This is a genomic window from Pantoea sp. SGAir0183 (assembly GCF_043545505.1).
Genome location: NZ_CP028053.1, coordinates 2008221 through 2033440 on the forward strand (window position 1 = coordinate 2008221; position 25220 = coordinate 2033440).

Below are 25220 nucleotides of genomic sequence, written 5' to 3' on the forward strand. Positions count from 1 at the left end.
TTACTTTATCCGACCCACGCGTGTGATGCCATGTATTGACGCCAGGACCCGAGTAAGATGAGAAAGCAAAAAATTGGATTGGCTCTGGGTTCCGGTGCCGCCAAAGGATGGGCGCATATTGGCGTTATCGAAGCGTTGGAGAGCGCAGGTATCAACATTGATGTCGTGGCAGGCTGTTCCATCGGTGCACTGGTGGGCGCAGCTTACGTCAATCATCGTCTCCCGCACATGAAAAAGTGGGTGAGTGCGTTTAGCTACTGGGATGTCATCCGTCTGATGGATCTGTCCTGGCAGCGAGGCGGACTGTTACGCGGAGAACGGGTATTCAACCATGTCCGGCAACTCATTACGCACGACGCGATTGAATCGTGCGGAAAGCCGTTTGGTGTGGTGGCAACCAATTTAAGTACCGGTCGCGAGCTGTGGCTGACCGAGGGTGAATTACATCAGGCGGTACGTGCGTCCTGCAGTATGCCAGGTTTATTACCGCCCGTCGGCTACAATGGATATTGGCTGGTGGATGGTGCGGTGGTGAATCCGGTACCGATCTCCCTGACGCGCGCGCTGGGGGCGGATGTCGTGATTGCTGTCGATCTTCAGCATGACGCGCATCTGATGCCGCAGAATGCGATGGCGCTGACGCCCCAGAGTTCAGAAGAACATGCGGCGGCTGTGGCGCTCAATCTCGACTGGCGTGGGAAACTGCGACAGCGTCTGGTCAATTTTACGCAGCGCCGGGCCTCGCAAATGCCGGGCGCCATGGAGATCATGGCCACGTCCATCCAGGTGCTGGAAAATCGCCTGAAGCGAAACAGGATGGCAGGCGATCCGCCTGATGTGCTTATCCAGCCATTTTGTCCACAGATATCCACGTTGGATTTTCATCGTGCAGAAGAAGCAATTGCGGCTGGGAAGGTTGCCGTTGAGAAACAAATGGATGAATTATTACCGCTGGTCCGTAGAAGATAATCTGGTTGTTCACGCACAGATGTTACTTCGGTCTATTCTGAAAGGCGCAACTGCGTTTTATGAACCACTATTGATTTATCGGGTACGCAGGGGGATGGAATGGAAAAACCACTGATCGGCAAAAAGATACTCATTGTCGAAGATGAGGCCGTTTTCCGTTCGCTTTTAAACCAGTTTTTAACATCAATGGGGGCCGTCACTGTTGAGGCTGAAGATGGTCTGGAAGCTATTGCGCAACTGGATAAACATGCCGTCGAACTGGTGATTTGTGACCTGGAAATGCCGCGCATGAACGGAATTCAGTTTGTCGAACATCTGCGCAGCCACGGCAATACCCTGCCCATTCTGATAATTTCCGCGACCGAAAATATGTCCGACATCGCGCAGGTTTTACGTCTGGGCGTACAGGATGTGTTGCTAAAACCCCTGAAGAATTTTGAACGTTTCCGTGAAGCGGTATACGAATGCCTCTATCCGTCGATGTTTACCTCGAAAGTCGAGGAAGATGAACAGCTGTTTCAGGACTGGGATGCATTGGTGCGCGATCCTTCCGCTGCGGCAAAATTACTGAAAGAACTTCAGCCCCCGGTCCAGCAACGCATTGCCCATTGTCGGGTAAATTATCGCCAGTTAACCATGGCGGAGCAGCCCGGGCTGGTGCTGGATATTGCGGCGTTATCTGACAAAGATTTGGCGTTTTATTGTCTCGATGTCACCCGTGCGGGCGACAATGGCGTGCTGGCGGCTTTATTATTGCGCGCCCTGTTTAACGGATTATTACAAGAACAGTTATCAGGACAGAAACAGCGATTACCTGAGTTAAGCAGTTTACTCAGACAGGTTAATCTGCTGCTACGGCAGGCGAATTTAACCGGACAGTTCCCTCTGTTAGTTGGGTACTACCATCGCGGATTAAAAAACCTGGTGCTGGTTTCTGCTGGCCTGAATGCCACCTTACATGTTCAGGCCCATCAAATTCAACTCAGTAATGGCGTTCCGCTTGGCACTATGGGCAGTACGCATATTAACCAGATTAGCCAGCGTGCGGACGACTGGCAGTGCCATATTTGGGGTGCCGGGGGCCGTATACGACTGATGTTATCGTCTGAGCAATAAACACCGAAGGGTAATTTATACTTACCCGCAAGACAGTGCCAGAAGTTAGCTTTACACTTGGGTAATAGTCTTAAATTCTACGGATAGATGCCTTCCAGGATAAATCCGTTCGCGAGTAACTGATATACTCATTTCCGAATTTAAACCGACATATCAAGCATTAAAACTTGAACGGCCTATAAGAGAGGTATTTTGATGTCTGCCTATAAGACCAAAGTTAAAAAAGCGGTAATCCCGGTAGCAGGTTTGGGTACGCGTATGCTTCCTGCGACGAAAGCGATTCCAAAAGAAATGTTACCGCTGGTTGATAAGCCGTTAATTCAGTATGTCGTTAACGAGTGTATTGCTGCGGGTATCAATGAAATTGTGCTGGTAACCCACTCGTCTAAGAACGCCATTGAAAACCATTTTGATACCAGTTTCGAACTGGAGTCGATGCTGGAAAAACGCGTTAAGCGTCAGCTGCTGGATGAAATTCAGTCCATCTGTCCTCCACACGTGACCATCATGCAGGTCCGTCAGGGCATCGCTAAAGGCCTGGGCCACGCGGTAATGTGCGCGCACCCGCTGGTCGGCGATGAGCCTGTTGCCGTCATCCTGCCTGATGTGATCATCGACGAATATGAGTCAAACCCAACCAAAGATAACCTGGCAGAAATGCTGAGCCGTTATGAAGAGTCTGGCCGCAGCCAGATCATGGTTGAGCCTGTCAGTGATGTAACCGCTTATGGTGTTGTTGACTGCAAGGGCGCAGAACTGAACCCGGGCGACAGCGCACCGATGGTCGGTGTGGTTGAGAAACCAAAAGCGTCTGAAGCGCCTTCTAATCTGGCTGTGGTGGGGCGTTATGTTCTGTCCGCAGATATCTGGCCACTGCTGGCAAAAACGCCTCCAGGTGCAGGCGGTGAAGTACAGCTCACGGATTCTATCGCCATGCTGATGGAAAAAGAGACCGTTGAAGCTTACCACCTGAAAGGGGTCAGCCATGACTGCGGTAACAAACTGGGATACATGCAGGCTTTCGTCGAATATGGTGTTCGCCATCCGGTGCTGGGCAAAGAGTTCTCTGAGTGGCTCAATAAAACCGTTAGCGATTAAAAATTTAAAACACAGGATAGCGTAATGAAAGTCACTGTATTTGGTATCGGCTATGTCGGTCTGGTTCAGGCTGCGGTGTTGGCCGAAGTCGGACATGACGTTCTCTGTATTGATGTCGATGAAAAAAAGGTTGAGAACCTCAAAAAGGGTCAGATTCCTATTTTTGAACCGGGCCTGACGCCGCTGGTTAAGTCTAACTATGAATCCGGTCGCCTGAAGTTCAGCACCGATGCTGCACTGGGCGTTAACCATGGCGTGATGCAGTTTATCGCCGTAGGCACACCGCCTGATGAAGATGGTTCGGCCGATCTGAAATATGTTACTGCCGTGGCACGCACCATTGCTCAGCATATGACCGATCATAAAGTGGTCATCGATAAATCTACCGTACCGGTTGGAACGGCTGACAGAGTCCGTGCGGTCATGACGGAAACCCTGCAGGCGCGTGATGCCAATATCAGCTTTGATGTAGTATCCAACCCCGAGTTCCTGAAAGAAGGGGCGGCGGTTGCTGACTGTATGCGTCCCGAGCGCATCGTTGTCGGCACGGATAATGATGCTGTCGTGGAACTGTTGCGTGAGCTCTATGAGCCCTTCAACCGCAACCACGATCGTATGATCCTGATGGATATTCGCAGTGCAGAGCTGACGAAGTACGCTGCCAACTGTATGCTGGCGACCAAAATCAGCTTTATGAATGAAATTTCCAATCTCGCGGAACGTTTAGGTGCGGATATCGAAAAAGTGCGCCAGGGGATTGGTTCTGACTCACGTATCGGCTATCACTTTATCTATCCTGGCTGCGGTTATGGCGGTTCCTGTTTCCCGAAAGATGTGCAGGCGCTCATTCGTACGGCGGAATCCATTGGCTATACACCACGTCTGTTAAAAGCGGTGGAAGACGTCAATGACAGCCAGAAAACTAAGCTGCCCGCCTTTATCAAACGTCATTTTGGTGACGATCTGAAAGGGAAGACGTTTGCGCTGTGGGGACTGTCGTTCAAACCGAATACCGACGATATGCGTGAAGCATCGAGCCGTGTATTGATGGAAGCGCTGTGGGAAGCAGGTGCGTCTGTACAGGCTTTCGATCCGGAAGCGATGGATGAAGCACAACGCATCTACGGTCACCGCGACGATTTGAAGCTGATGGGCACCAAAGAATCAGCATTACAGGGCGCAGATGGCCTGGTAATTTGCACTGAGTGGCAAAATTTCCGTGCCCCTGACTTCGACGTGATCAAAAATGCACTGAAACAACCCGTGATTTTTGATGGACGTAACCTGTATGATCCAGAGCGTCTCAGCAAACGCGGCTTCGTTTATTACGCTATTGGCCGCGGAGCGTCCATCCAGGCTGTGTGATTAATGAGGGATTTATGAATTTTCTGGTAACCGGCGCAGCAGGCTTTATTGGCTTCCATGTGAGCCAACGCCTGTTGGCCGCCGGTCACCAGGTTGTCGGTATTGACAACCTGAATGACTATTATGATGTCAGCCTCAAACAAGCCCGTCTTGATTTGATCGGCGACAACCCATCTTTTACGTTTGTTAAAACCGATTTGGCCGACCGTCAGGCCATTGCAGCACTTTTCGAACAGCACAAATTTCAGCGCGTTATTCACCTGGCCGCTCAGGCTGGTGTGCGCTATTCCCTTGAAAACCCGCATGCGTATGTGGATGCCAATGTTATTGGGCATCTGAATATTCTTGAAGGGTGCCGTCATCATCGTGTTGAACATCTGCTCTATGCGTCGTCCAGCTCCGTTTATGGACTGAACAGTAAGCTGCCGTTCTCTACGGAAGACAGTGTCGATCATCCGGTGTCATTGTATGCCGCGACCAAAAAAGCCAATGAGCTGATGTCGCACACCTATTCGCATCTGTATCAGTTACCCACCACCGGTTTACGTTTCTTCACTGTATACGGTCCCTGGGGACGCCCCGATATGGCCTTGTTTAAATTTACCCGGGCTATGATTGCGGGTGAGGCAATTGACGTCTATAACCAGGGTAAAATGCAACGCGATTTCACCTATATCGATGATGTTGTCGAGGCCATTATTCGTCTGCAGGATCGTATTCCGCAGCCGGATGAAAGTTGGACAGTAGAGAGCGGGTCTGCCGCGTCGAGTTCAGCGCCGTATCGTATCTACAATTTAGGCAATAGTCAGCCGATGAGCTTGATTCGCTATATTGAAGCGATTGAAAAAGCATTAGGTGTAACGGCAAATAAAAATCTGATGCCAATGCAGCCCGGTGACGTGTTAGCTACCAGCGCAGATACCAGCGATTTATTTAACGCTGTCGGCTTTAAACCGCAAACAGGCGTGGATGAAGGTGTCAGACGTTTTGTTGACTGGTACCGGAACTTTTATTCGGTATAAAAACAAAAAGGAAGCGACCGCTTCCTTTTTTTTCTGGTATTGGTAATCAGGTCGCTAAAATGAAGCCAGCAAAGCCTAAAGCACGCCAGGATTTACAGCAAAAAGTCGTCTAACTGCTTACCATGTTGTTCCATGGCTTTTTTGATTGCTGCTGGTGTACGTCCCTGACCGGTCCAGGTTTTGGTCTCCCCGTTTTCATCAACAAACTGATATTTGGCAGGGCGGGCAGCACGTTTGGCTTTGCCAGACGTTTTGGACTCTGACAATGCGTTGAATAACTCATTGGGATCGATTCCATCCGCTAAAAGCATATCGCGATATTGCTCAAGTTTACGCGCACGCTCTTCCGTTTCTGCTTTAGAATGTGACGCTTCATCGCGGCGTTCATTTACTACGACTTCAAACTTTTCCAGCATTTCTTCCAGTGTTTCCAAAGAACACTCTCTGGCCTGGGCACGCAGCGTGCGGATATTATTAAGATTTTTTAGTGCTTCGCTCATTGTCCTGATCTCTGAATAATGAATAGGAGAGTTGTTCTGCCCGCTAATAGTAGTGGTGGGGGGAAATAACTTCAACATTAAATTAATTTTTAGCTTTAAAAGTTCAAAGATGAATTTATTAAATTATAAATTCCGCCAGATAAAGCGCGATGTAAGGACCAATGAAACGTTGATGTTTAACCGGCAACCTATAAAGCCCTGACACGGTTCAATGAAAATAAAGCTTAACGCTATACTGTCTTTAATATTCATATAGTCAAAAATAATGCGCTGCCGTTGCAGGACAGGCAATACCCGACGCTGGCTCTCGTCTGAACGTAACGGGCTGAAAATCAACACGGCATTGCCGGTCAGATATGGTAAAATCGCACTTATTTTGTTTCATCCACACCGGGATACCGTGCCAATGGCTCAACTCTATTTCTACTATTCGGCAATGAACGCGGGTAAATCAACCGCGCTTTTGCAGTCTTCCTATAATTATCAGGAGCGCGGTATGCGGACCCTGGTTTATACCGCTGAGATTGATAATCGCTTTGGTACCGGTAAAGTCAGTTCACGCATTGGCTTGTCATCACCGGCCGTTCTTTATAATGCCGAAAGCCAGCTGGATGTGGAAATTGCACAAGAGCATGCGCGCCAGCCCGTACACTGTGTGTTAGTGGATGAAAGTCAGTTTCTGACACGGGAACAGGTGAAGGCCTTGTCTGACGTGGTGGATAATCTGGATATTCCGGTGCTGTGTTATGGGTTAAGAACCGACTTTCTGGGAGAATTGTTTACCGGTAGCCAGTATCTGCTGGCCTGGGCCGATAAACTGGTGGAGCTTAAAACCGTATGTCATTGCGGACGTAAAGCGGGCATGGTGCTGCGTCTCGACAGCGAAGGCAAACCCTTCCGGGAAGGGGAGCAGGTGGTGATTGGCGGCAATGAGCGCTATATCTCGGTGTGCCGTAAGCACTATAAAAAAGCGATTGAGCAGGGCTGTTTGCAGGCTATCCACGGCGCGCAAACGCCAGTCGCGTAATCCTGTTCCTCACCTCAGGTTCACGTGGTCGCAAAAGTCTTTCCTGGCGAACCTCATTCGTCTTTTTATCTTTATGGTTATGGCGACCTGGGTGACGGTCTGTCCATTTGTGGTAGCGATTGCACTATTGCACATTCACTGACAGCGGGCGAACAGCCTGCTTATCCTCAACAGCCATAAAAAACCCCCTTGTGACCGAGCCACAAGGGGGATGGCGCACCCGCACTAACGGGCTTGTTCCTGATTAGGCTTTTTTGACCTTTTTAGCGGCTTTGATATCGCTGACGGGTTGATTCAAGGGCTGTTCAACCTGGGCATAAGGCTCAACAAATTTGCGGCCGTAGTAACTGTCCAGCATGATCTGTTTCAGTTCAGCAATTAGCGGATAACGTGGGTTAGCACCGGTACACTGATCGTCGAACGCATCCTCAGCCAGTTTGTCCACTTTTGCCAGAAAATCCGCTTCCTGCACGCCAGCTTCACGAATTGAGGCGGGAATACCCAGTTCCGTTTTAATTTCATCCAGCCAGACCAGCAGTTTCTCAATTTTCTGAGCAGTACGATCGCCTGTGGCGGTCAAACCAAGATGATCGGCGATTTCCGCATAGCGACGACGCGCCTGTGGACGATCATACTGACTGAATGCAGTCTGTTTGGTCGGGTTGTCATTTGCGTTATAACGAATGACGTTGGAAATCAGCAGCGAGTTAGCCAGTCCGTGGGGAATATGGAACTCGGAACCCAGTTTATGGGCCATCGAGTGACATACGCCGAGGAAGGCGTTGGCAAAGGCAATACCGGCAATGGTGGCGGCATTGTGCACACGTTCACGCGCAACCGGATTTTTGGCGCCTTCGGCATAACTGGCGGGCAGGTTCTCTTTCAGCAACTTAAGCGCCTGCAGTGCCTGACCATCAGAATACTCATTCGCCAGAACGGAAACATAGGCTTCCAGTGCATGGGTAACCGCATCCAGACCGCCAAAGGCGCAGAGTGAACGCGGCATATCCATCACGAGGTTCGCATCCACAATGGCCATATCCGGGGTCAGTGCATAATCTGCCAGCGGATATTTTTGACCGGTGGCATCATCCGTGACCACCGCAAACGGGGTCACTTCTGAACCGGTGCCGGAGGTAGTGGTGATGGCTACCATGCGGGCTTTGACGCCCATTTTCGGGAACTTATAGATACGTTTACGAATATCCATAAAGCGCAATGCCAGCTCTTCGAAGTGGGTTTCGGGATGCTCATACATCACCCACATGATTTTCGCCGCATCCATTGGCGAGCCGCCGCCCAGCGCAATGATCACATCGGGTTTAAAGCTGTGCATTTGTTCTGCACCTTTGCGAACAATGCTCAGTGTTGGGTCTGCTTCGACCTCGAAGAACACTTCCGTTTCAATACCGTGGGATTTCAGGACGCGGGTAACCTGGTCGGCATAGCCGTTATTGAACAGGAAGCGGTCAGTCACAACAAATGCACGTTTCGCGCCGTCGGTGGCGACCTCTTCTAAGGCGACAGGCAATGACCCACGACGGAAATAGATAGATTTCGGAAGTTTATGCCACAACATATTTTCAGCTCGCTTGGCGACAGTTTTCTTATTGATCAGATGCTTAGGTCCGACGTTTTCGGAAATTGAGTTACCTCCCCAGGAGCCACAACCCAGCGTCAACGAAGGCGCGAGTTTGAAGTTATATAAATCGCCAATCCCACCCTGAGAAGCGGGGGTATTAATCAGGATACGGGCCGTTTTCATTTTGTCGCCAAAATAGTGGACACGTGCGGACTGGTTATCCTGATCCGTGTACAGGCAGGAGGTGTGGCCAATGCCGCCCATGGCGACCAGTTTTTCCGCTTTACTGACGGCGTCTTCGTAATCTTTAGCCCGGTACATCGCCAGCGTTGGCGACAGTTTTTCATGGGCAAAAGGTTCGGATTCGTCGACCCGTTCAACTTCACCAATCAGAATTTTGGTATCGGTTGGTACCGTAATGCCCGCCATCTCAGCAATTTTTACTGCGGGCTGGCCCACAATCGCGGCGTTTAGGCCGCCATTTTTCAGGATAATATTCTGAACCGCCTGAAGTTCGTGGCCCTGCAGCAGGTAGCCACCATGACTGGCGAAACGTGCCCGAACGGCATCGTAGATCGCATCGACAACAATAACGGACTGCTCTGAGGCACAAATCACCCCGTTATCAAACGTTTTCGACATCAGGATGGACGCCACCGCGCGTTTAACATCTGCCGTTTCATCAATCACGACAGGTGTATTCCCGGCACCGACACCAATAGCCGGTTTGCCGGAACTGTAAGCGGCTTTCACCATGCCCGGTCCACCTGTGGCAAGAATCAGATTGATGTCCGGGTGGTGCATCAGCTGATTCGACAGCTCAACAGAGGGCGCATCTATCCAGCCGATAATGTCTTTAGGGGCGCCAGCAGCAATCGCGGCCTGCAGCACAATATCGGCGGCTTTATTGGTGGCATCTTTGGCGCGAGGATGCGGCGAGAAGATAATACCGTTGCGGGTTTTAAGGCTGATCAGAGCTTTGAAGATGGCGGTAGAGGTGGGGTTGGTGGTCGGGACGATCCCACAAATCAGGCCGATGGGTTCGGCAATCGTAATGGTGCCAAAGGTATCATCGGTTTCCAGTACGCCGCAGGTTTTATCATCCTTATAGGCGTTATAAATATATTCGGACGCAAAATGATTTTTGATGACTTTGTCTTCGACAATGCCCATGCCCGATTCTGCGACCGCCATCTTCGCTAAGGGAATACGGGCATCGGCAGCGGCCAGTGCGGCTGCGCGGAAAATAGCATCGACTTGTTGTTGAGAAAAACTGGCGAAAGCTTGCTGGGCTTTTTTTACCCGTTCAACCAGTGCATTGAGTTCAGCGACATTAGTAACGGCCATTGTGATCTCCTGAGGAAGTTAAACTTTTTTAGGAAACAAGCCTGAACGGAAAGTATAGCCAGGGTAAAAACCGCTCAATCACGGGGCGTGAAAGTGCCGTTTTTCAGTTGTTTACTAAAAGAATTCTTTTTCTCCGGTGGTATCGTGGCTGACAATAAAAGAGTATCGGGTTTAGGGGACAGCAATAATGATCCAAATCAATTTAAACCACAGCTGACACCTTTCAGCCTGCGGTTCATGAGGGGGAGGGCGATGAGGTAAAAAGCGGTAACAAAAGTAACATCTGCCAGCCTTTGTGGAATGGTTGGTTTAACGCCCTAAACTGTAAGTAAATTAACAGAATAAATAACTCTCGCTTCAACTGGCGTGCGCGGCGTTTTTACCTTACATTAGGCGCGTTTTTCATCTGGGATGTGGAGTGAACCGTGAATCCTGCGCTGTTAGATCTTTCTGGCTATATCAAGTTTTTTGTAGGCCTGTTTGCACTGGTGAATCCCATTGGCATCATTCCGGTGTTTATCAGCATGACGCGTTATCAGGGCGTGGCAGAACGTAATAAAACGAATCTCACCGCAAACCTTGCTGTGGCCATTATTCTCTGGACGTCGCTGTTTTTAGGGGATGCCATTCTGCATGTGTTTGGCATCTCAATTGATTCTTTCCGTATTGCCGGGGGCATTCTGGTTGTCACGATAGCGATGTCGATGATCAGCGGAAAGCTGGGCGAAGATAAACAAAACAAGCAGGAAAAAACAGAAACCGCGATTCGCGAAAGTATTGGCGTTGTTCCGCTGGCTTTACCGCTGATGGCCGGGCCCGGCGCAATCAGCTCAACTATCGTCTGGAGTACGCGCTATCACAGTTGGTTAAATCTGCTGGGATTTACCGTGGCAGTGGCCATTTTTGCCTTCAGTTGTTGGTTACTGTTTCGTGCCGCCCCCATTATGGTCAGAGTACTGGGGCAAACGGGCATCAACGTCATCACCCGTATCATGGGGCTGCTGTTAATGGCGCTGGGCATCGAATTTGTGGTAACGGGCATTAAAGCGATTTTTCCTGGGCTGGTAAGCTGAATACCCACTTATTTTAACAAACATAAAAAGACAGGCACCAAAATAGTGCAATACGACACAATATTGCACTCAAAACGGGCAATTATTTGCACCGCTGTATATCCCCTCCGGGTTATCACTTTCCCTAATACTCAGTGCGCGTCCCGATAGTTCGCGCCTGGCCTTCCTGTCATCAATCTCACCTTATATTCTGCTTTGACGATGCATGTTGGCATGATTAATGCTGGTAAAGGCCCATTAATGCCTTTTTAAATGGCACATCGGGAGAGAATGACGCTACAACAACGCAGTCAAAATCGGTGAATGTAATATTCTGGTTAGAATAGCATCAAATCTATGAATATATTTATAATTCAGTAGGTTAATGTATTTTTAGGCTAAAAATTAACACTTCCACTGGGAAAAATCTCATGATAAAAGAGAAACAGATAACATTTTAACTATTTAGTTTTGGCGCCGTCATTCAGCTTCTGCTAATTTTCGGCGCATTGAGCATGTTTTCCCGAAGGTCGAAATAGCAAGATTTTTTTCTTGATGCAGACGGGATTGCAGAATAAAAACGGGCAGGTCAACAAGGTGTGGTAAATGAACGCTCAGCAATATTGGTCTTGTCTGGCACTAGGTGTGATGACTGCTTTACCCGTCTGTGCGGCCAGCGTACCCGCCGGCGTGACCTTATCGCCACAGCAGCAAATTGTCATTAACAATGGCTCCGAAGTGGCCTCGCTTGACCCGCATAAGACGGAAGGTGTGCCGGAATCCAATATTATCCTGAATCTGCTGGACGGGCTGGTTAATACAGATAATAACGGTAAGGTTGTCCCAGGTGTGGCTGAGAGCTGGGAAAATCAGCAAGGAAAAATCTGGACCTTCACGCTCCGCAACGATGCAAAATGGAGCAATGGCGAACCGGTAACGGCTAACGATTTTGTTTACAGCTGGCGACGCCTGGCCGATCCGAAAACTGCATCTCCTTACACCAGTTATCTTCAGGCGGCGCATATTGCCAATGCCGACGAGATTATTGCGGGTAAAGCGGCACCAGACCAACTGGGCGTAAAAGCGATTGACGATCACCATTTACAGGTCACTTTAACAGAGGCCGTTCCCTATCTGATTGCCATGCTGGCGCATACGGCCATGAAACCCGTGTATGCGCCCGCTATCCAGAAATGGGGCGAGGCGTGGACTCAACCCGGGCATTATGTTGGTAATGGTGCTTATACCTTAAGTGACTGGGTCGTCAACGAAAAAATTGTCCTGAAGCGCAATCCGCTTTACTGGAACAACGCGCAAACCGTGATTGAGCAGGGGACGTTTCTGCCGATCAGTTCTGAGAACAGCGACATTAACCGCTATCGCAGCGGTGGCCTGGATATGACCAACAGCGCCATCCCGCCCAATATGTTCGCGAAGCTGCGTAAGGACATCGGCGACGAAGTCAAAGTCAGCCCCTTGTTGTGTACGTTTTATTATGAAATCAACAACAAAAAGCCGCCTTTTACTGATGCGCGCGTGCGCGCGGCTATAAAGATGACGCTGGACCGCGACATTATCGCCAAAAAGATTATGGGACAGGGCCAGATTCCGGCTTACAGTTTTACACCGCCCTATACCAATGGGGCCGCGTTAGCCACACCGGAATGGATGACCTGGTCCCAGTCGCAGCGCAATGAGGCGGCAAAGAAACTGCTGGCAGAAGCGGGTTTCGACAGTAAAAATCCTTTGCGTTTTACGCTGCTCTATAACACCTCCGATCAAAATAAAACCCAGGCGATTGCTGCAGCGTCAATGTGGCAGCGCAACCTCGGGGCGCAGGTCACCTTACAAAATCAGGAATGGAAAACGCTGCTGGAAACACGTCATCAGGCACAGTATGACGTGGTGCGGGCCACATGGTGCGCGGATTATAACGAGCCCTCTACTTTCCTGAATATGTTCCTGAGTCCGTCGTCGACCAATACCGCGTTTTATCGTAGTGCGGCCTTTGATCGGCTGATGGCAGACACGCTAAGCGTCACAAAGGATGCTGACCGCGCGGCATTGTATCAGCAGGCTGAAACACAACTCGACAAAGACTCGGCAATTGTGCCAGTTTACTACCGCGTCAGCGTGAGGCTGGTTAAACCCTGGGTTGGCGGGTTTACCGGCCACGATCCGCAGGACATGACAGATCTGAAATATTATTTCATTAAACAACACTGATAACGCGCTTATCCGGCGGCACAGCCGGGAAGGGCGTTACCGTGCTGACCACGCTACAGGGTCAATGCTCCCCAGGTGAAAACACCGGGGCCCGAATACGGGGAACACTGAGGTCGCAAACACCCTCGGTGAAAATAAAAAAACTGGAGTTAAGAATGAACAACATCACGAAGAAAACCCTGATTGCTGCCAGCGTCTTTGCAGCGATGAGTGCGCTCACAGCCAACAGCGTTATCGCCGCCACGGTCCCTGCCGGGGTTGAACTGGCCGCGAAGCAGGAGCTGGTAAAAGGAAACGGTAGCGAGGTTCAGTCGCTGGATCCGCACAAAATTGAAGGCGTACCGGAATCGAACGTCAGCCGTGACCTGTTTGAAGGACTGGTGATCAGCGATACCAACGGCCATCCGATTCCTGGCGTGGCAGAGAGCTGGGATAATAAAGACTTTAAAGTCTGGACCTTCCATCTGCGCAAAAATGCCAAATGGTCAAACGGTGAGCCGGTGACTGCTCAGGATTTCGTTTACAGCTGGCAGCGTCTGGCCGATCCGAAAACCGCGTCTCCTTATGCCAGCTATCTGCAATACGGTCACCTGGCCAACGTTGACGATATTATCGCCGGTAAGAAACCGCCAACAGATTTGGGTGTGAAGGCGCTTGACGATCATACGCTGCAAGTGACCCTGAGCGAGCCGGTTCCGTATTTCTATAAATTACTGATTCACTCCTCAATGTCGCCGGTAAACAAAGCGGTTATTGAGAAATTCGGTGATAAGTGGACCCAGCCTGAAAATATCGTCAGCAACGGTGCCTTTAAGCTGGAATCTCACGTCATTAACGAACGTATTACCGTTGTGCGCAACCCTGATTACTGGGATAACGCGCATACCGTTCTGAACAAAGTCACCTTCCTGCCCATTTCGTCAGAAGTCAGTGATGTTAACCGTTACTTCTCTGATAACGGCAGTGACATGACCTATAACAATCTGCCGATTGAGCTGTTCAAAAAATTACAGCGTGACAACGGTAAAGAGCTGCATGTTGACCCTTATCTGTGCACCTACTATTACGAAATTAATAACCAGAAAGCGCCTTTCACCGATCCGCGCGTACGTGCCGCATTGAAACTGGGTATCGACCGCGACATTATCGTGGATAAAGTGCTGGCGCAGGGCCAGAAGCCAGCCTACAGCTACACGCCACCTGCAACAGATGGTATGGAGCTGGTGAAGCCAGAGTGGTTTACCTGGTCACAGGAAAAACGTAATGCTGAAGCCAAAAAGCTGCTGGCTGAAGCCGGTTACACGGCAGAAAAACCGTTAACGTTTACGCTCCTGTACAACACGTCCGATCTGCATAAAAAACTGGCCATTGCCGCCTCGTCGATTTGGGCCAAAAATCTGGGTGTGAAAGTGAAGCTGGAGAACCAGGAGTGGAAAACCTTCCTGGATACGCGTCATCAGGGCAACTTCGACGTTGCACGTGCAGGCTGGTGTGCAGACTATAACGAACCGACGTCGTTCCTGAATACCATGCTGTCTGACAGCAGTAACAACACCGCGCACTACAAGAGCCCGGCCTTCGACAAGCTGATGAAAGATGCCCTGGCCACAACCGATGATAAAGCCCGGTCGGCTGACTATGAAAAAGCTGAGCAGCAGCTGGATAAAGACTCTGCCATCGTGCCATTGTACTACTACGTGAACACCCGTCTGGTGAAACCGTATGTCGGTGGTTATACCGGTAAAGATCCGCTGGATAACGTCGCAGACAGAAACCTGTACATCATTAAGCACTAACAGAACACCAAGAACAGCGGCGGCGCCATGAGCGCCGCCTGTATTTTTTAATGCAATGTGAAGCACCAGCCTGGTAGGTACGGCAATGTTAAAATTCATTTTGCGTCGGTTACTTGAAGCCATCCCGACGCTTTTCGTCCTTATTACTATCTCCTTCTTTATGATGCGACTGGCCCCCGGCAGTCCATTCACGGGTGAGCGTACGCTGTCGCCAGAGGTGATGGCGAATATCGAGGCGAAATATCACCTCAACGATCCCATTGGCAAGCAATATGTTGATTACCTGATTCAACTGGCCCATGGCGACTTTGGCCCCTCGTTTAAATATAAAGACTATTCGGTGAACTACCTGGTTGGTCATGCCTTTCCGGTGTCGGCCAAACTGGGCCTGGCTGCCTTTATCCTGGCCGTGGTACTGGGCGTGACGGCAGGGGTTATCGCCGCGCTGAAGCAAAACACCCTGTGGGATTACGTCGTCATGGGGGTGGCAATGACCGGCGTGGTCATACCGAGTTTTGTGGTTGCCCCGCTGTTAGTCCTGATTTTCGCCATTACGCTGAAATGGCTGCCGGGTGGCGGCTGGAACGGTGGACAGTGGAACTATATGCTGCTGCCGATGGTGGCGTTATCCCTGGCTTACATTGCCAGTATCGCGCGTATCACTCGTGGCTCAATGATTGAGGTGATGCATTCCAACTTTATCCGTACCGCGCGAGCCAAAGGGTTGCCGTTACGTCGTATCGTTTTACGTCACGCGCTCAAGCCAGCACTGTTGCCGGTTATTTCCTATATGGGACCGGCATTTGTGGGCATTATTACTGGCTCTATGGTGATTGAATCTATTTACGGACTGCCCGGTATCGGTCAGCTGTTTGTCAACGGCGCGCTTAACCGTGACTACTCGCTGGTACTGAGCCTGACGATTCTGGTGGGGCTGTTGACCATTCTGTTTAACGCGATCGTCGATGTGCTCTATGCCGTTATCGACCCGAAAATTCGCTACTGATTCTGGAGTTCGCCATGATGTTAAGTAAGAAAAATAGCGAAGCTCTTGATGCATTCAGTGAAAAACTGGAAGTCGAAGGGCGTAGCCTGTGGCAGGATGCCCGTCGCCGTTTTATTCATAACCGGGCCGCGTTAATCAGCCTGATGGTGCTGATGTTAATCACGCTGTTTGTAATTTTCGCGCCCATGTTGTCACCGTTCTCCTATTTCGATACCGACTGGGGAATGATGTCATCCCCGCCAGATACCACGTCCGGACACTGGTTTGGCACCGACTCATCGGGGCGTGATCTGCTGGTGCGCGTCGCCATTGGCGGTCGTATTTCGTTAATGGTGGGCATTGCCGCCGCGTTGATCGCCGTGGTGGTGGGAACGCTCTACGGTTCCATTGCCGGTTACCTTGGTGGAAAAATCGACTCCGTGATGATGCGTATTCTGGAAATCCTTAACTCCTTCCCGTTTATGTTTTTCGTCATTCTGTTGGTCACCTTCTTTGGCCGTAACATCCTGCTGATTTTTGCTGCTATCGGTATGGTGTCGTGGCTGGACATGGCGCGTATCGTGCGTGGACAAACTCTGAGCCTGAAGCGCAAAGAGTTTATTGAAGCGGCGCATGTCGGCGGCGTTTCGACCTGGAAAATCGTGACGCGCCATATCGTGCCTAACGTACTGGGCGTGGTGGTGGTTTACGCCTCGCTGCTGGTGCCCAGCATGATTCTGTTCGAATCATTCCTGAGCTTTCTCGGCCTGGGCACCCAGGAGCCGCTGAGTAGCTGGGGCGCGCTGTTGAGCGATGGGGCTAACTCCATGGAAGTTTCGCCGTGGCTGTTGCTGTTCCCGGCCATTTTCCTGGTGGTCACGCTGTTCTGTTTTAACTTTATTGGCGATGGCCTGCGTGATGCCCTCGACCCCAAAGATCGTTAAGGAGTTTCCCGATGACTATTCATGAATTTCAGCCTGCTCAGGCTGCACGCGCGGGAAGCGACCTGTTGCTTGAAGTGAAAGACTTACGTGTTACGTTCGGCACCCATGACGGTGATGTCACCGCCGTGAACGATCTCAATTTCTCACTGCGTGCCGGGGAAACCCTGGGCATTGTCGGTGAGTCAGGCTCGGGTAAATCGCAAACCGCGTTTGCGCTGATGGGCCTGCTGGCCAGCAATGGCCGCATTGGCGGCTCTGCGTTGTTCAACGGTAAAGAGATTCTTAATCTGCCGGAAAAACAGTTAAACCGGCTGCGCGCTGAACAAATCGCGATGATTTTTCAGGATCCCATGACATCACTGAATCCGTATATGCGGGTCGGCGAACAGTTAATGGAAGTGCTGAAACTGCACAAAGGCATGAGCAGCGCTCAGGCCTTTGAAGAGTCGGTGAAAATGCTGGACGCGGTAAAAATGCCTGAAGCCCGCAAACGCATGAAGATGTACCCACATGAGTTTTCGGGCGGGATGCGTCAGCGCGTGATGATCGCGATGGCGCTCCTGTGCCGGCCTAAGCTGCTGATTGCGGATGAACCGACGACCGCGCTGGATGTTACGGTGCAGGCGCAGATTATGACGCTGCTGAATGAGCTGAAGCGCGAGTTCAATACGGCGATCATCATGATTACCCACGATCTGGGCGTTGTGGCCGGGATCTGCGATAAAGTGCTGGTGATGTATGCAGGCCGCACCATGGAATACGGTCGCGCGCGCGATGTGTTTTATCAGCCGGCTCACCCCTACTCGATTGGTCTCCTGAATGCGGTGCCAAGACTGGATGCAGAAGGTGAAAGCCTGACCACCATTCCGGGTAATCCACCAAACCTGCTGCGTCTGCCGCAGGGTTGTCCGTTCCAGCCGCGCTGTCCGCATGCCATGGATATCTGTTCCAAAGCACCGCCGCTGTTACCGTTTGCAGAAGGGCGCTTACGCGCCTGCTTTAAGCCGGTGGAGGAACTCGTATGAGCCTGGCAGAAAAAAAAGTCCTACTCGAAATTGCCGATCTGAAAGTTCATTTCGACATCAAGGATGACAAGCAGTGGTTCTGGCAGCCGCCAAAAACGCTGAAGGCCGTGGATGGCGTCAGTCTGCGTCTGTACGAAGGAGAAACGCTGGGTGTGGTGGGCGAATCCGGCTGCGGTAAATCCACGCTGGCACGTGCGATTATCGGGTTAGTGAAAGCCACGGAAGGCCGTGTCACCTGGCTTGGCCGTAACCTGCTGGGGCAGAGTGAGGAAGAGTGGCGTAAGGCGCGTAGCGATATCCAGATGATATTTCAGGATCCGCTGGCCTCGCTTAACCCACGCATGACCATCGGCGATATTATCGCCGAGCCCTTACGTACCTATCACCCTGAGCTTTCTCGCCAGGACATCAAAGATCGCGTCAAAACGATGATGATGAAAGTGGGCTTGTTGCCTAACCTGATTAACCGGTATCCGCACGAGTTTTCAGGCGGTCAGTGTCAGCGTATCGGCATTGCGCGTGCATTGATTCTTGAGCCTAAACTGATCATCTGTGATGAACCGGTTTCTGCACTGGATGTGTCCATTCAGGCGCAGGTGGTCAACCTGCTACAGCAACTGCAGCGAGAAATGGGGCTGTCGCTGATCTTTATCGCCCACGACCTGGCGGTGGTGAAGCATATCTCGGATCGCGTACTGGTGATGTATCTGGGCCACGCGGTGGAGCTGGGCACCTACGATGAGGTGTATACCCATCCGCAGCATCCTTATACCAAAGCGCTGATGTCAGCCGTACCGATTCCCGATCCGGATCTGGAAAAAAATAAGCAGATTCAGTTGCTGGAAGGGGAGTTACCGTCGCCGATCAATCCGCCATCCGGGTGCGTTTTCCGCACCCGCTGCCCGATTGCCGGACCGGAATGCGCCAAAACGCGGCCGCTGCTCGAAGGCAGCTTCCGCCATGCGGTGTCCTGCCTGAAGGTGGATCCGCTTTAAACCAAAACGCCGGGCTGTTGCCCGGCGTTTTCGTTACGAGGTGAGGACTATTCACGCCACAAAATATGGCACAGCTTGTGATCTTTTTCCCGACACAGCAGTACGCGCGCAAACACATCGGTAATAGGTTCGCCGTCTGCTTCGCCCAGACCAATGACCACTTCAGAGAAAAAGTCGGGGTTCAAATCGAAGTCCACGTGCTCCTGCCAGTCTTCACCCGGATCAAACAGTTCTGCGCCGCCACGCTCTTCAAACTGCAGATTGAAAAGAATAATGTCAGCAGGGTCAAGGTTGTCACCTGCCAGTTCAAGAAAAATGTCGTAGGCCTGTTCCAGCGTTTCGTCTTCTGTCAGGCGGTTGTTCAGATCCATTTTCGGTCCCGTTTATCTGAGGGCGGTTCGTAATTTCGCTCGTTTTACAGTAAAGGACTAAAGAAGTAAAACAGTCGTTCGACAATCCGCTTCCACCAGGCACGTTTTGCCCACCGTCTGGCGTCAAGCAGACGCGAACGGGCAATATAGTCGTCCTGGACGCAGGCCAAATCGCTGCCAAATCCGGCATCATCGACGGCGAGTGTAATTTCGAAATTCAGCCATAAGCTGCGCATATCGAGATTCACGGTCCCCACTAAACTCAACTGACCATCGACCAGCACGCTTTTGGTATGCAGCAGGCCATCTTCAAACTGGTAGATCTTAACGCCGGCCTCAAGCAGCTCACTAAAAAACGAGCGGCTGGCCCAGCTTACCAGCAAAGAGTCGTTGTGCCGGGGAACCACCAGACTCACATTGACGCCACGTAGCGCAGCCGTGCAGATGGCATGCAGCAGATCGTCACTGGGCACCAGATAAGGCGTGGTCATGATCAGCTGTTCGCGGGCAGAGTAGACCGCCGTAAGCAACGCCTGATGAATTAAATCCTCGGGAAAACCGGGACCGGAAGCGATCACCTGAACGGTATGACCACTTTCCTGTTCGAACGGCATAATATTGCGGTCGGGCGGTGGGGGCAGAATACGCTTGCCGGTCTCAATTTCCCAGTCACAGCTGTAAACGATCCCCATGGCGGTTGATACCGGCCCTTCCATACGCGCCATCAGATCGACCCACTGACCCACGCCCGCGTCCTGCTTAAAAAAGCGCGGGTCCACCAGATTCATGCTGCCGGTATAGGCAATATAATTATCAATCAGCACCATTTTGCGATGCTGACGTAAATCCATACGACGCAGAAAGACACGCAGCAGGCTGACCTGTAGCGCCTCAACCACATCAATACCCGCATTACGCATCATCCCGACCCACGGGCTGCGGAAGAAGGCGACGCTGCCTGCGGAATCCAGCATAAGCCGGCAGTGAACACCGCGCCGCGACGCGGCCATCAGGGATTCGGCGACTTCATCCGCCAGTCCGCCCGGATTCCAGATATAAAACACCATCTCAATATTGTGCCGGGCCAGCTGAATATCCCTGATAAGGGCTTTCATTACATCGTCCGAACTGGTCAACAGCTGTAACTGATTCCCTTTTACCCCTGCGATGCCCTGACGGTTGTTGCACAACTGAAATAACGCCTGCGCGACATCGCTGTAATCGGTGGCAAAGATTTCGGTACGCTTTTTAAGATCATTCAGCCAGCGGGCGGTAGAGGGCCACATCGTTCGCGCGCGTTCAGCCCGGCGTTTACCCAGATGCAATTCACCAAACGACAGATAAGCAATAATGCCAACCAGTGGCAGAATAAAAATAATCAGCAGCCATGCCATTGCCGAGGTTACGGCTCGTCGCTTCATCAGAATGCGCAGGGTAATACCTGCAATCAATAACCAGTAACCAAATACCAATAACCAACTGATAAGCGTATAAAACGTCGTCATTAAGTGGACATCCTGTTCGCGCTTGAATCTGAGAAGTTTACGTGGAGATGGTAGGGAGTGAAACCCTTAATCATCGTGGTATGTCAATGCGAGATCCGATTTGGCATTAGCGCAGAGATCTCTATAATGCGTGCGCGTGAGTCAGATGTCAGAGAGGAAGTTATGAGACGAAGCAGAAACGAAGTGGCCCGCTGGAGAATGTTGCGTCAGGTGCAGCGTCGACGTTCGCGCTGGCTGGAAGGGCAGTCACGCCGCTATAAACGCATCCACGGGATTCGCCATCAACTGGCGCAACAGCAACGTCGTTCCATTCTGTTTATCACACAAAATCTCTGATGACGCAGCCGCGCGAAGCGGCTGTTAAATTACTGTCCGGTCATCAATAAGTTGACGTTAACCAACTGGACGGCTGCCGCCAGTACAATCAGCATGACGATCAGGTGCTTTTTGTTTCGCCAGCCGTGCTTTCGCCACAGATACAACGCGCCACCCACAAGCAGGGTGATGACCAGCAGCAGGGCCATGATAATGGCATGCATTCAGACTATCTCTGTAGAAGCGTCAGTGTTGTCGGCGGGCTCAGAAAACCCGCTTAAACGGCTTGACGCTGACGTGTTTGTAAACACCCGCCGCAATATAGGGATCGTCCGCTGCCCAGGCCTGGGCCGTTTCCAGTGACGGGAACTCTGCAATCACCGTGGAGCCGGTGAAACCGGCTACGCCAGGATCGTTACTGTCAACCGCAGGCATGGGGCCTGCAACGATCAAACGGCCTTCTTCATGCAGCAGCTTCAGACGCGCAAGGTGAGCGGGGCGCACCGCGTTGCGTTTTTCCAGAGAATCGGCGTTATCTTCAGCATAAATGACGTAAAGCACTAGGGCGCTCCCATTGACTCTATAAATTTTGCAACACGGTAAGGGATAGTTAAGTAGAGTGCAAACGAAACCTTGCGTCAATAACGTGCTGAGCATATTAGGCTAAAGGGGCTTTTTTCGCCCGGCACTAAGGTGATTATTGAAACTGATTGCTATTTGCATTTAAAATCAGGGCCTCATTTGATAACTGCGATTGTTATGACCACGCTGACTATGCCTTTACCGAAACGCACGCCTGTCGCCATGATGTTGTCCGTTGTGCTCCATGGTGCAGTCATTGCCGGTATTCTCTATGCGTCTTTTCATCAAACCCGAGAACTACCCAAAGCATCCCAGCCAATCAGTGTGACAATGGTCGCGCCCGAGGTTCAGCCTGAACCCGCAATCACACAACCGACACCGCAACCGCAACCGCAACCGGAAACGGAACCCCAGCCAGCCCCCGAGTCTGTGGCCGAGCCGAAACCCGCCCCGAAACCGCCTAAAGCTGAGCCAGTGCCGATTCCCAAACCGGAACCCAAACCTGAGCCAAAACCCAGACCGCGGCACCAGCCCAAACATACACAGCCAAAACGCGAAGTAAAACCGCGTGAGGAAGCGAAGCCCCAGGCCAACCCCTTTAAGCAGGATGCGCCTGCAACACAGACTAAGCCTGCGACAGCGCCGAAAGCGACACCGTCAGCAACACCTGCGCAGACGGCCTCAACCGGCCCAAAAGCGCTGAATATCAGCAAGCCAGCCTATCCGCCACGCGCGGCGGCCCTGCGAGTAGAAGGCCGTGTCAGAGTGAAATTTGATGTGGACAGTGACGGACGGGTCGACAACATTGATATTCTGTCGGCGGAACCGCGCAACATGTTTGAGCGCAGCGTCAAACAGGCCATGCGTTCGTGGCGCTATCAAAGCGGTAAGCCTGGTACCGGTCTGACGATGAATATTGTGTTTAAAATTAACGGCGGGGCCAGCCTTGAATAAGGCTTGTGAGGCGTTTCAGCAACGTGAAGTCGGCTAAGCGGGCCCGGACCCGCCCGGGTCCGGTTCAGATTCAGCCTGGCTGCGATGTCAGGCTGAACCGCACTCAGGCAGGGGCTGACTGATTATCCCGTCCCGCAGGCAGCTGACGGGGATGGCCTTCATTGTCCACCGCAACATAAATAAAGACCGCTTCGGTTGCGCAATAGGTCTGACCAATAGGCTCAGACGACACTTTCTTAATCCATACCTGCACATTGATCGTCATTGAGCTGTTGCCCGTGCGAATGCACTGTGCGTAGCAACTGACAACATCGCCGACCGCGACGGGTTTTAAAAAGGTCATACCATCCACTCTGACGGTGACGACACGGCCCTCGGCGATTTCTTTTGCCAGAATGGCACCGCCCATATCCATTTGCGACATCAACCAGCCACCGAAGATGTCGCCGTTTGCGTTAGTATCCGCAGGCATCGCGAGCGTCCGCATGACCATTTCGCCCTGGGGCAATTTATGTTTTTCGTCCATTGCGTTGTTTTCTTATGTAATGAAAGAAAGGCTGCCCGCACAGACGGGCAGCAGGTTTATTTTTGCTGTTGTTGCGGCATCTTACGCCAGATATAGAGCCCACTCAGTAAGGTAAAGAGTAGCGTCAGGCCGGTCAGCCCAAACACTTTAAAGTTAACCCAGACTGACTGAGGTAACCAAAATGCCACATAGATATTCGCCAGACCACACAATAAAAAGAAGAGGGCCCAGGCAATATTCAGATTGCGCCATACGGTGTTGGTTAACTCCAGCTCTTTTCCCAACATGGTCTGAATTAACGGCTGTTTCATAAACCACTGGCTGAACAGTAACGCCAGCGCAAACAGGCTGTAGATCACCGTGACTTTCCATTTAATAAATTCATCATTATGGAAAACCAGGGTGAGCGTGCCAAACACCGCCACCAGCACAAACGTAAAAATGGTCATTTTTTCAAGCTTGCGATAGAGCACCCAGCTTGCCACCAGCGCCAGGCCGGTCGCGACAACCAGGGCTCCTGAGGCGACGAAGATGTCGTACAACTTATAAAAAATAAAGAAAACCACAAGGGGAAGAAAGTCGAGTAACTGCTTCATAGTCATTCCAGTTAAGGCGGTATTCCCGGCCAGTGCGCCCGAAGGCGCACGGACAATCAACGTAACAGCATATAAAGCCGGTACAGGTAAATTACTAACAGGGTTGAAATCAGATTCCCGATAGCGGTGAAAATCACCGTCGACACGTTCATCGGCAGCACCACTAACGAGGTAAAGAAAAACATCACTGCCAGTTTTGCCAGCAGCCACAGAATAATGGCTGGCGCAATCAGTCTGACGTTTTTCCAGGCCATGCGCATGCTGGCGCGCATGGCGGCGATAACGCCCAGTTTTTCATTTGCCAGAATGATTGGCGACAACGAGAGCACGATGGTAAGCAGCACGCCAGGCACTACCAGAACCATAAAACCCAGTTGGGCGACCAGGGTGATCAAAAAGGTCAGCAGCAGCAGTTTCGGTAATAAGGGCGCGGCTGTACCAATGGCACGCAGCGCGCTCACGCGCTGGCCAGACGATACCAGCGGAATCAGGCACAGCATACCGCCCAACAGCAGCGTATTGCCGACAAGGCCTGCAAAAGTACCCGCAGCAGACGCACGCAGCAGAACCTGCTGCTGTTCGGGTGACATGCTCTGCACCATTTCAAACAGCGAGGCACTGCTGATATCGCCTTGCTGCAGGATCGCCATTTGATCGTCACCCGGTGTGAAGGCATGTAAAAGCATCACTGTGACAAACGCGGTCAACAGTGACATCAGAACCAGGGTAATCAGTTGATGACGAAAAAAATTTCCTGTGTCACGGTATAACGAGCTTGCCGTGATAGACATGTACACTCCTTGAAAGAACCGGGTTAATTAACCCGTCGATTGTACATGTTCTGGCGGCTCGCTGGCACCCGCAACCGGATAACTTTCTGTCATAACAGGTAAAGATGGGTGAAACAGTGCGGGAAGGCCATAGCGTGCCCGGGCCCGATCGCAGCCTTCATTCCCGATCCCGTTTTCGCCGGACATAGCAAACTCCCGGCAGGGCGAGGGGCGGTTCTCATAAATACTGCACGACACGCAGTGGCCGATTTCCCCTTCAAGCGCAATACAGCGCGGCGAACGATCGTTCGTCCCACGCATATTTCGCATCATCAGACTTAAAGGTTCCGTTAATTCTGTGGGAACGGGGCCGCCCGCATCGTCGGCTTCAGCCCAGTAAAACGAGACGCGGAAGTGGGCACAGCAGGCACCACAGCTAATACAGGGGTTTGTAGTTTCACTCATTTGATCGCCCGCCACCTCTAAGGCATCGAACCAAAATCACAGGGGGAGATGAGCAAAGTAATGCCGCTCCATTTTTTCGGCAAGCAC

At 51.4% G+C, this 25220-nt stretch carries 25 protein-coding genes; 15 read left to right on the forward strand and 10 right to left on the reverse strand.

The genetic code is table 11. From position 1 onward, the window contains the following. Positions 1–57 precede the first annotated feature (57 nt). The 5 genes from rssA (at position 58) to C1N59_RS09375 (ending at position 5570) form a co-directional block, all read left to right on the forward strand. Entirely contained in the window at positions 58–969 is a 912-nt protein-coding gene (gene rssA / locus C1N59_RS09355) for a patatin-like phospholipase RssA (RefSeq protein ID WP_039343037.1), read from the forward strand. Between the two features lie 99 nt (positions 970–1068). Beyond that, the gene (gene rssB, locus C1N59_RS09360; protein WP_006119402.1) at positions 1069–2085 is read left to right on the forward strand and encodes a two-component system response regulator RssB; all 1017 of its coding nucleotides are present in this window, start codon (positions 1069–1071) and stop codon (positions 2083–2085) included. A gap of 195 nt (positions 2086–2280) precedes the next feature. After that, on the forward strand, positions 2281–3183 hold the full coding sequence (gene galU, locus C1N59_RS09365) for a UTP--glucose-1-phosphate uridylyltransferase GalU (protein ID WP_006119401.1): 903 nt from the start codon (positions 2281–2283) through the stop codon (positions 3181–3183). 24 nt (positions 3184–3207) lie between these two features. Next, positions 3208–4548 carry a UDP-glucose dehydrogenase family protein gene (locus tag C1N59_RS09370; protein WP_006119399.1) on the forward strand — a complete coding sequence of 447 codons (1341 nt, stop codon included), beginning with the start codon at positions 3208–3210 and terminating at the stop codon, positions 4546–4548. Positions 4549–4562: 14 nt separating this feature from the next. Continuing rightward, positions 4563–5570: an NAD-dependent epimerase gene (locus C1N59_RS09375; RefSeq protein ID WP_006119398.1), complete on the forward strand. Its 1008-nt coding sequence runs from the start codon at positions 4563–4565 to the stop codon at positions 5568–5570. Positions 5571–5662: 92 nt separating this feature from the next. Here C1N59_RS09375 and hns read toward each other — a convergent pair whose 3' ends face one another. Next, the gene (gene hns / locus C1N59_RS09380) at positions 5663–6070 is read right to left on the reverse strand and encodes a histone-like nucleoid-structuring protein H-NS (RefSeq protein WP_033741865.1); all 408 of its coding nucleotides are present in this window, start codon (positions 6068–6070) and stop codon (positions 5663–5665) included. A 406-nt stretch (positions 6071–6476) separates the two neighbouring features. On the opposite strand from hns, the gene tdk reads away from it, so the two are divergent. Further along, positions 6477–7097 (forward strand): thymidine kinase, encoded by a 621-nt coding sequence (tdk, locus tag C1N59_RS09385; protein WP_006119396.1) that lies wholly within the window; start codon positions 6477–6479, stop codon positions 7095–7097. Between the two features lie 244 nt (positions 7098–7341). Here tdk and adhE read toward each other — a convergent pair whose 3' ends face one another. After that, positions 7342–10026, reverse strand: a complete 2685-nt coding sequence (gene adhE, locus C1N59_RS09390; protein WP_205953226.1) for a bifunctional acetaldehyde-CoA/alcohol dehydrogenase — start codon at positions 10024–10026, stop codon at positions 7342–7344. Between the two features lie 425 nt (positions 10027–10451). On the opposite strand from adhE, the gene C1N59_RS09395 reads away from it, so the two are divergent. The 7 genes from C1N59_RS09395 (at position 10452) to oppF (ending at position 19049) form a co-directional block, all read left to right on the forward strand. Continuing rightward, positions 10452–11099: a YchE family NAAT transporter gene (locus C1N59_RS09395; protein WP_006119393.1), complete on the forward strand. Its 648-nt coding sequence runs from the start codon at positions 10452–10454 to the stop codon at positions 11097–11099. Between the two features lie 585 nt (positions 11100–11684). Next, complete coding sequence (locus C1N59_RS09400; protein WP_394550659.1) at positions 11685–13304, forward strand: ABC transporter substrate-binding protein; 1620 nt, start codon at positions 11685–11687, stop codon at positions 13302–13304. Positions 13305–13459: 155 nt separating this feature from the next. Then, positions 13460–15100, forward strand: a complete 1641-nt coding sequence (gene oppA, locus C1N59_RS09405; protein WP_058701821.1) for an oligopeptide ABC transporter substrate-binding protein OppA — start codon at positions 13460–13462, stop codon at positions 15098–15100. 85 nt (positions 15101–15185) lie between these two features. Then, positions 15186–16106, forward strand: coding sequence for an oligopeptide ABC transporter permease OppB (gene oppB / locus C1N59_RS09410; protein WP_006119378.1), 921 nt, complete (start codon positions 15186–15188; stop codon positions 16104–16106). A gap of 14 nt (positions 16107–16120) precedes the next feature. Next, positions 16121–17029: an oligopeptide ABC transporter permease OppC gene (oppC, locus tag C1N59_RS09415; RefSeq protein WP_006119376.1), complete on the forward strand. Its 909-nt coding sequence runs from the start codon at positions 16121–16123 to the stop codon at positions 17027–17029. An 11-nt stretch (positions 17030–17040) separates the two neighbouring features. Beyond that, positions 17041–18054: an ABC transporter ATP-binding protein gene (locus C1N59_RS09420; protein WP_006119374.1), complete on the forward strand. Its 1014-nt coding sequence runs from the start codon at positions 17041–17043 to the stop codon at positions 18052–18054. Further along, a complete protein-coding gene (oppF, locus tag C1N59_RS09425; RefSeq protein ID WP_039343011.1) occupies positions 18051–19049 on the forward strand; it encodes a murein tripeptide/oligopeptide ABC transporter ATP binding protein OppF in 999 nt (332 codons plus the stop codon). The genes C1N59_RS09420 and oppF overlap by 4 nt, the downstream gene beginning before the upstream one ends. Before the next feature lie 47 nt (positions 19050–19096). Here oppF and C1N59_RS09430 read toward each other — a convergent pair whose 3' ends face one another. Beyond that, positions 19097–19420, reverse strand: a complete 324-nt coding sequence (locus tag C1N59_RS09430; RefSeq protein ID WP_006119371.1) for an HI1450 family dsDNA-mimic protein — start codon at positions 19418–19420, stop codon at positions 19097–19099. A gap of 44 nt (positions 19421–19464) precedes the next feature. Beyond that, on the reverse strand, positions 19465–20925 hold the full coding sequence (gene cls / locus C1N59_RS09435; RefSeq protein WP_033741857.1) for a cardiolipin synthase: 1461 nt from the start codon (positions 20923–20925) through the stop codon (positions 19465–19467). Between the two features lie 162 nt (positions 20926–21087). Between cls and C1N59_RS09440 the strand changes: the two genes are divergently transcribed. After that, a complete protein-coding gene (locus C1N59_RS09440; RefSeq protein WP_006119368.1) occupies positions 21088–21261 on the forward strand; it encodes a YciY family protein in 174 nt (57 codons plus the stop codon). Positions 21262–21290: 29 nt separating this feature from the next. On the opposite strand, the gene C1N59_RS09445 is transcribed toward C1N59_RS09440, so the two are convergent. After that, positions 21291–21464 (reverse strand): hypothetical protein, encoded by a 174-nt coding sequence (locus C1N59_RS09445; protein ID WP_006119367.1) that lies wholly within the window; start codon positions 21462–21464, stop codon positions 21291–21293. Positions 21465–21504: 40 nt separating this feature from the next. Continuing rightward, positions 21505–21801 (reverse strand): YciI family protein, encoded by a 297-nt coding sequence (locus C1N59_RS09450; RefSeq protein WP_006119366.1) that lies wholly within the window; start codon positions 21799–21801, stop codon positions 21505–21507. 198 nt (positions 21802–21999) lie between these two features. Between C1N59_RS09450 and tonB the strand changes: the two genes are divergently transcribed. Then, positions 22000–22776, forward strand: a complete 777-nt coding sequence (tonB, locus tag C1N59_RS09455) for a TonB system transport protein TonB (protein WP_394550662.1) — start codon at positions 22000–22002, stop codon at positions 22774–22776. 103 nt (positions 22777–22879) lie between these two features. Here the strand turns inward: tonB and yciA are convergent, their stop codons facing one another. From yciA to C1N59_RS09475, 4 genes are read right to left on the reverse strand one after another with little or no spacing between them, the layout of a single operon-like run. Further along, a complete protein-coding gene (gene yciA / locus C1N59_RS09460; protein ID WP_033741850.1) occupies positions 22880–23302 on the reverse strand; it encodes an acyl-CoA thioester hydrolase YciA in 423 nt (140 codons plus the stop codon). A gap of 56 nt (positions 23303–23358) precedes the next feature. Continuing rightward, complete coding sequence (locus C1N59_RS09465; RefSeq protein ID WP_394550664.1) at positions 23359–23898, reverse strand: septation protein A; 540 nt, start codon at positions 23896–23898, stop codon at positions 23359–23361. A gap of 56 nt (positions 23899–23954) precedes the next feature. After that, positions 23955–24689 (reverse strand): YciC family protein, encoded by a 735-nt coding sequence (locus tag C1N59_RS09470; protein WP_058708082.1) that lies wholly within the window; start codon positions 24687–24689, stop codon positions 23955–23957. Positions 24690–24716: 27 nt separating this feature from the next. Further along, positions 24717–25133, reverse strand: a complete 417-nt coding sequence (locus C1N59_RS09475; protein WP_033741845.1) for a YkgJ family cysteine cluster protein — start codon at positions 25131–25133, stop codon at positions 24717–24719. Between the last annotated feature and the right edge of the window lie 87 nt (positions 25134–25220).

Bases quoted from the DNA above. Each gene is read 5' to 3' on its own strand.
- rssA (WP_039343037.1), top strand. From the start codon at position 58: ATGAGAAAGCAAAAAATTGGATTGGCTCTGGGTTCCGGTGCCGCCAAA.
- rssB (WP_006119402.1), top strand. From the start codon at position 1,069: ATGGAAAAACCACTGATCGGCAAAAAGATACTCATTGTCGAAGATGAG.
- galU (WP_006119401.1), top strand. From the start codon at position 2,281: ATGTCTGCCTATAAGACCAAAGTTAAAAAAGCGGTAATCCCGGTAGCA.
- C1N59_RS09370 (WP_006119399.1), top strand. From the start codon at position 3,208: ATGAAAGTCACTGTATTTGGTATCGGCTATGTCGGTCTGGTTCAGGCT.
- C1N59_RS09375 (WP_006119398.1), top strand. From the start codon at position 4,563: ATGAATTTTCTGGTAACCGGCGCAGCAGGCTTTATTGGCTTCCATGTG.
- hns (WP_033741865.1), bottom strand. From the start codon at position 6,070: ATGAGCGAAGCACTAAAAAATCTTAATAATATCCGCACGCTGCGTGCC.
- tdk (WP_006119396.1), top strand. From the start codon at position 6,477: ATGGCTCAACTCTATTTCTACTATTCGGCAATGAACGCGGGTAAATCA.
- adhE (WP_205953226.1), bottom strand. From the start codon at position 10,026: ATGGCCGTTACTAATGTCGCTGAACTCAATGCACTGGTTGAACGGGTA.
- C1N59_RS09400 (WP_394550659.1), top strand. From the start codon at position 11,685: ATGAACGCTCAGCAATATTGGTCTTGTCTGGCACTAGGTGTGATGACT.
- oppA (WP_058701821.1), top strand. From the start codon at position 13,460: ATGAACAACATCACGAAGAAAACCCTGATTGCTGCCAGCGTCTTTGCA.
- oppB (WP_006119378.1), top strand. From the start codon at position 15,186: ATGTTAAAATTCATTTTGCGTCGGTTACTTGAAGCCATCCCGACGCTT.
- oppC (WP_006119376.1), top strand. From the start codon at position 16,121: ATGATGTTAAGTAAGAAAAATAGCGAAGCTCTTGATGCATTCAGTGAA.
- C1N59_RS09420 (WP_006119374.1), top strand. From the start codon at position 17,041: ATGACTATTCATGAATTTCAGCCTGCTCAGGCTGCACGCGCGGGAAGC.
- oppF (WP_039343011.1), top strand. From the start codon at position 18,051: ATGAGCCTGGCAGAAAAAAAAGTCCTACTCGAAATTGCCGATCTGAAA.
- C1N59_RS09430 (WP_006119371.1), bottom strand. From the start codon at position 19,420: ATGGATCTGAACAACCGCCTGACAGAAGACGAAACGCTGGAACAGGCC.
- cls (WP_033741857.1), bottom strand. From the start codon at position 20,925: ATGACGACGTTTTATACGCTTATCAGTTGGTTATTGGTATTTGGTTAC.
- C1N59_RS09440 (WP_006119368.1), top strand. From the start codon at position 21,088: ATGAGACGAAGCAGAAACGAAGTGGCCCGCTGGAGAATGTTGCGTCAG.
- C1N59_RS09445 (WP_006119367.1), bottom strand. From the start codon at position 21,464: ATGCATGCCATTATCATGGCCCTGCTGCTGGTCATCACCCTGCTTGTG.
- tonB (WP_394550662.1), top strand. From the start codon at position 22,000: ATGACCACGCTGACTATGCCTTTACCGAAACGCACGCCTGTCGCCATG.
- yciA (WP_033741850.1), bottom strand. From the start codon at position 23,302: ATGGACGAAAAACATAAATTGCCCCAGGGCGAAATGGTCATGCGGACG.
- C1N59_RS09465 (WP_394550664.1), bottom strand. From the start codon at position 23,898: ATGAAGCAGTTACTCGACTTTCTTCCCCTTGTGGTTTTCTTTATTTTT.
- C1N59_RS09470 (WP_058708082.1), bottom strand. From the start codon at position 24,689: ATGTCTATCACGGCAAGCTCGTTATACCGTGACACAGGAAATTTTTTT.
- C1N59_RS09475 (WP_033741845.1), bottom strand. From the start codon at position 25,133: ATGAGTGAAACTACAAACCCCTGTATTAGCTGTGGTGCCTGCTGTGCC.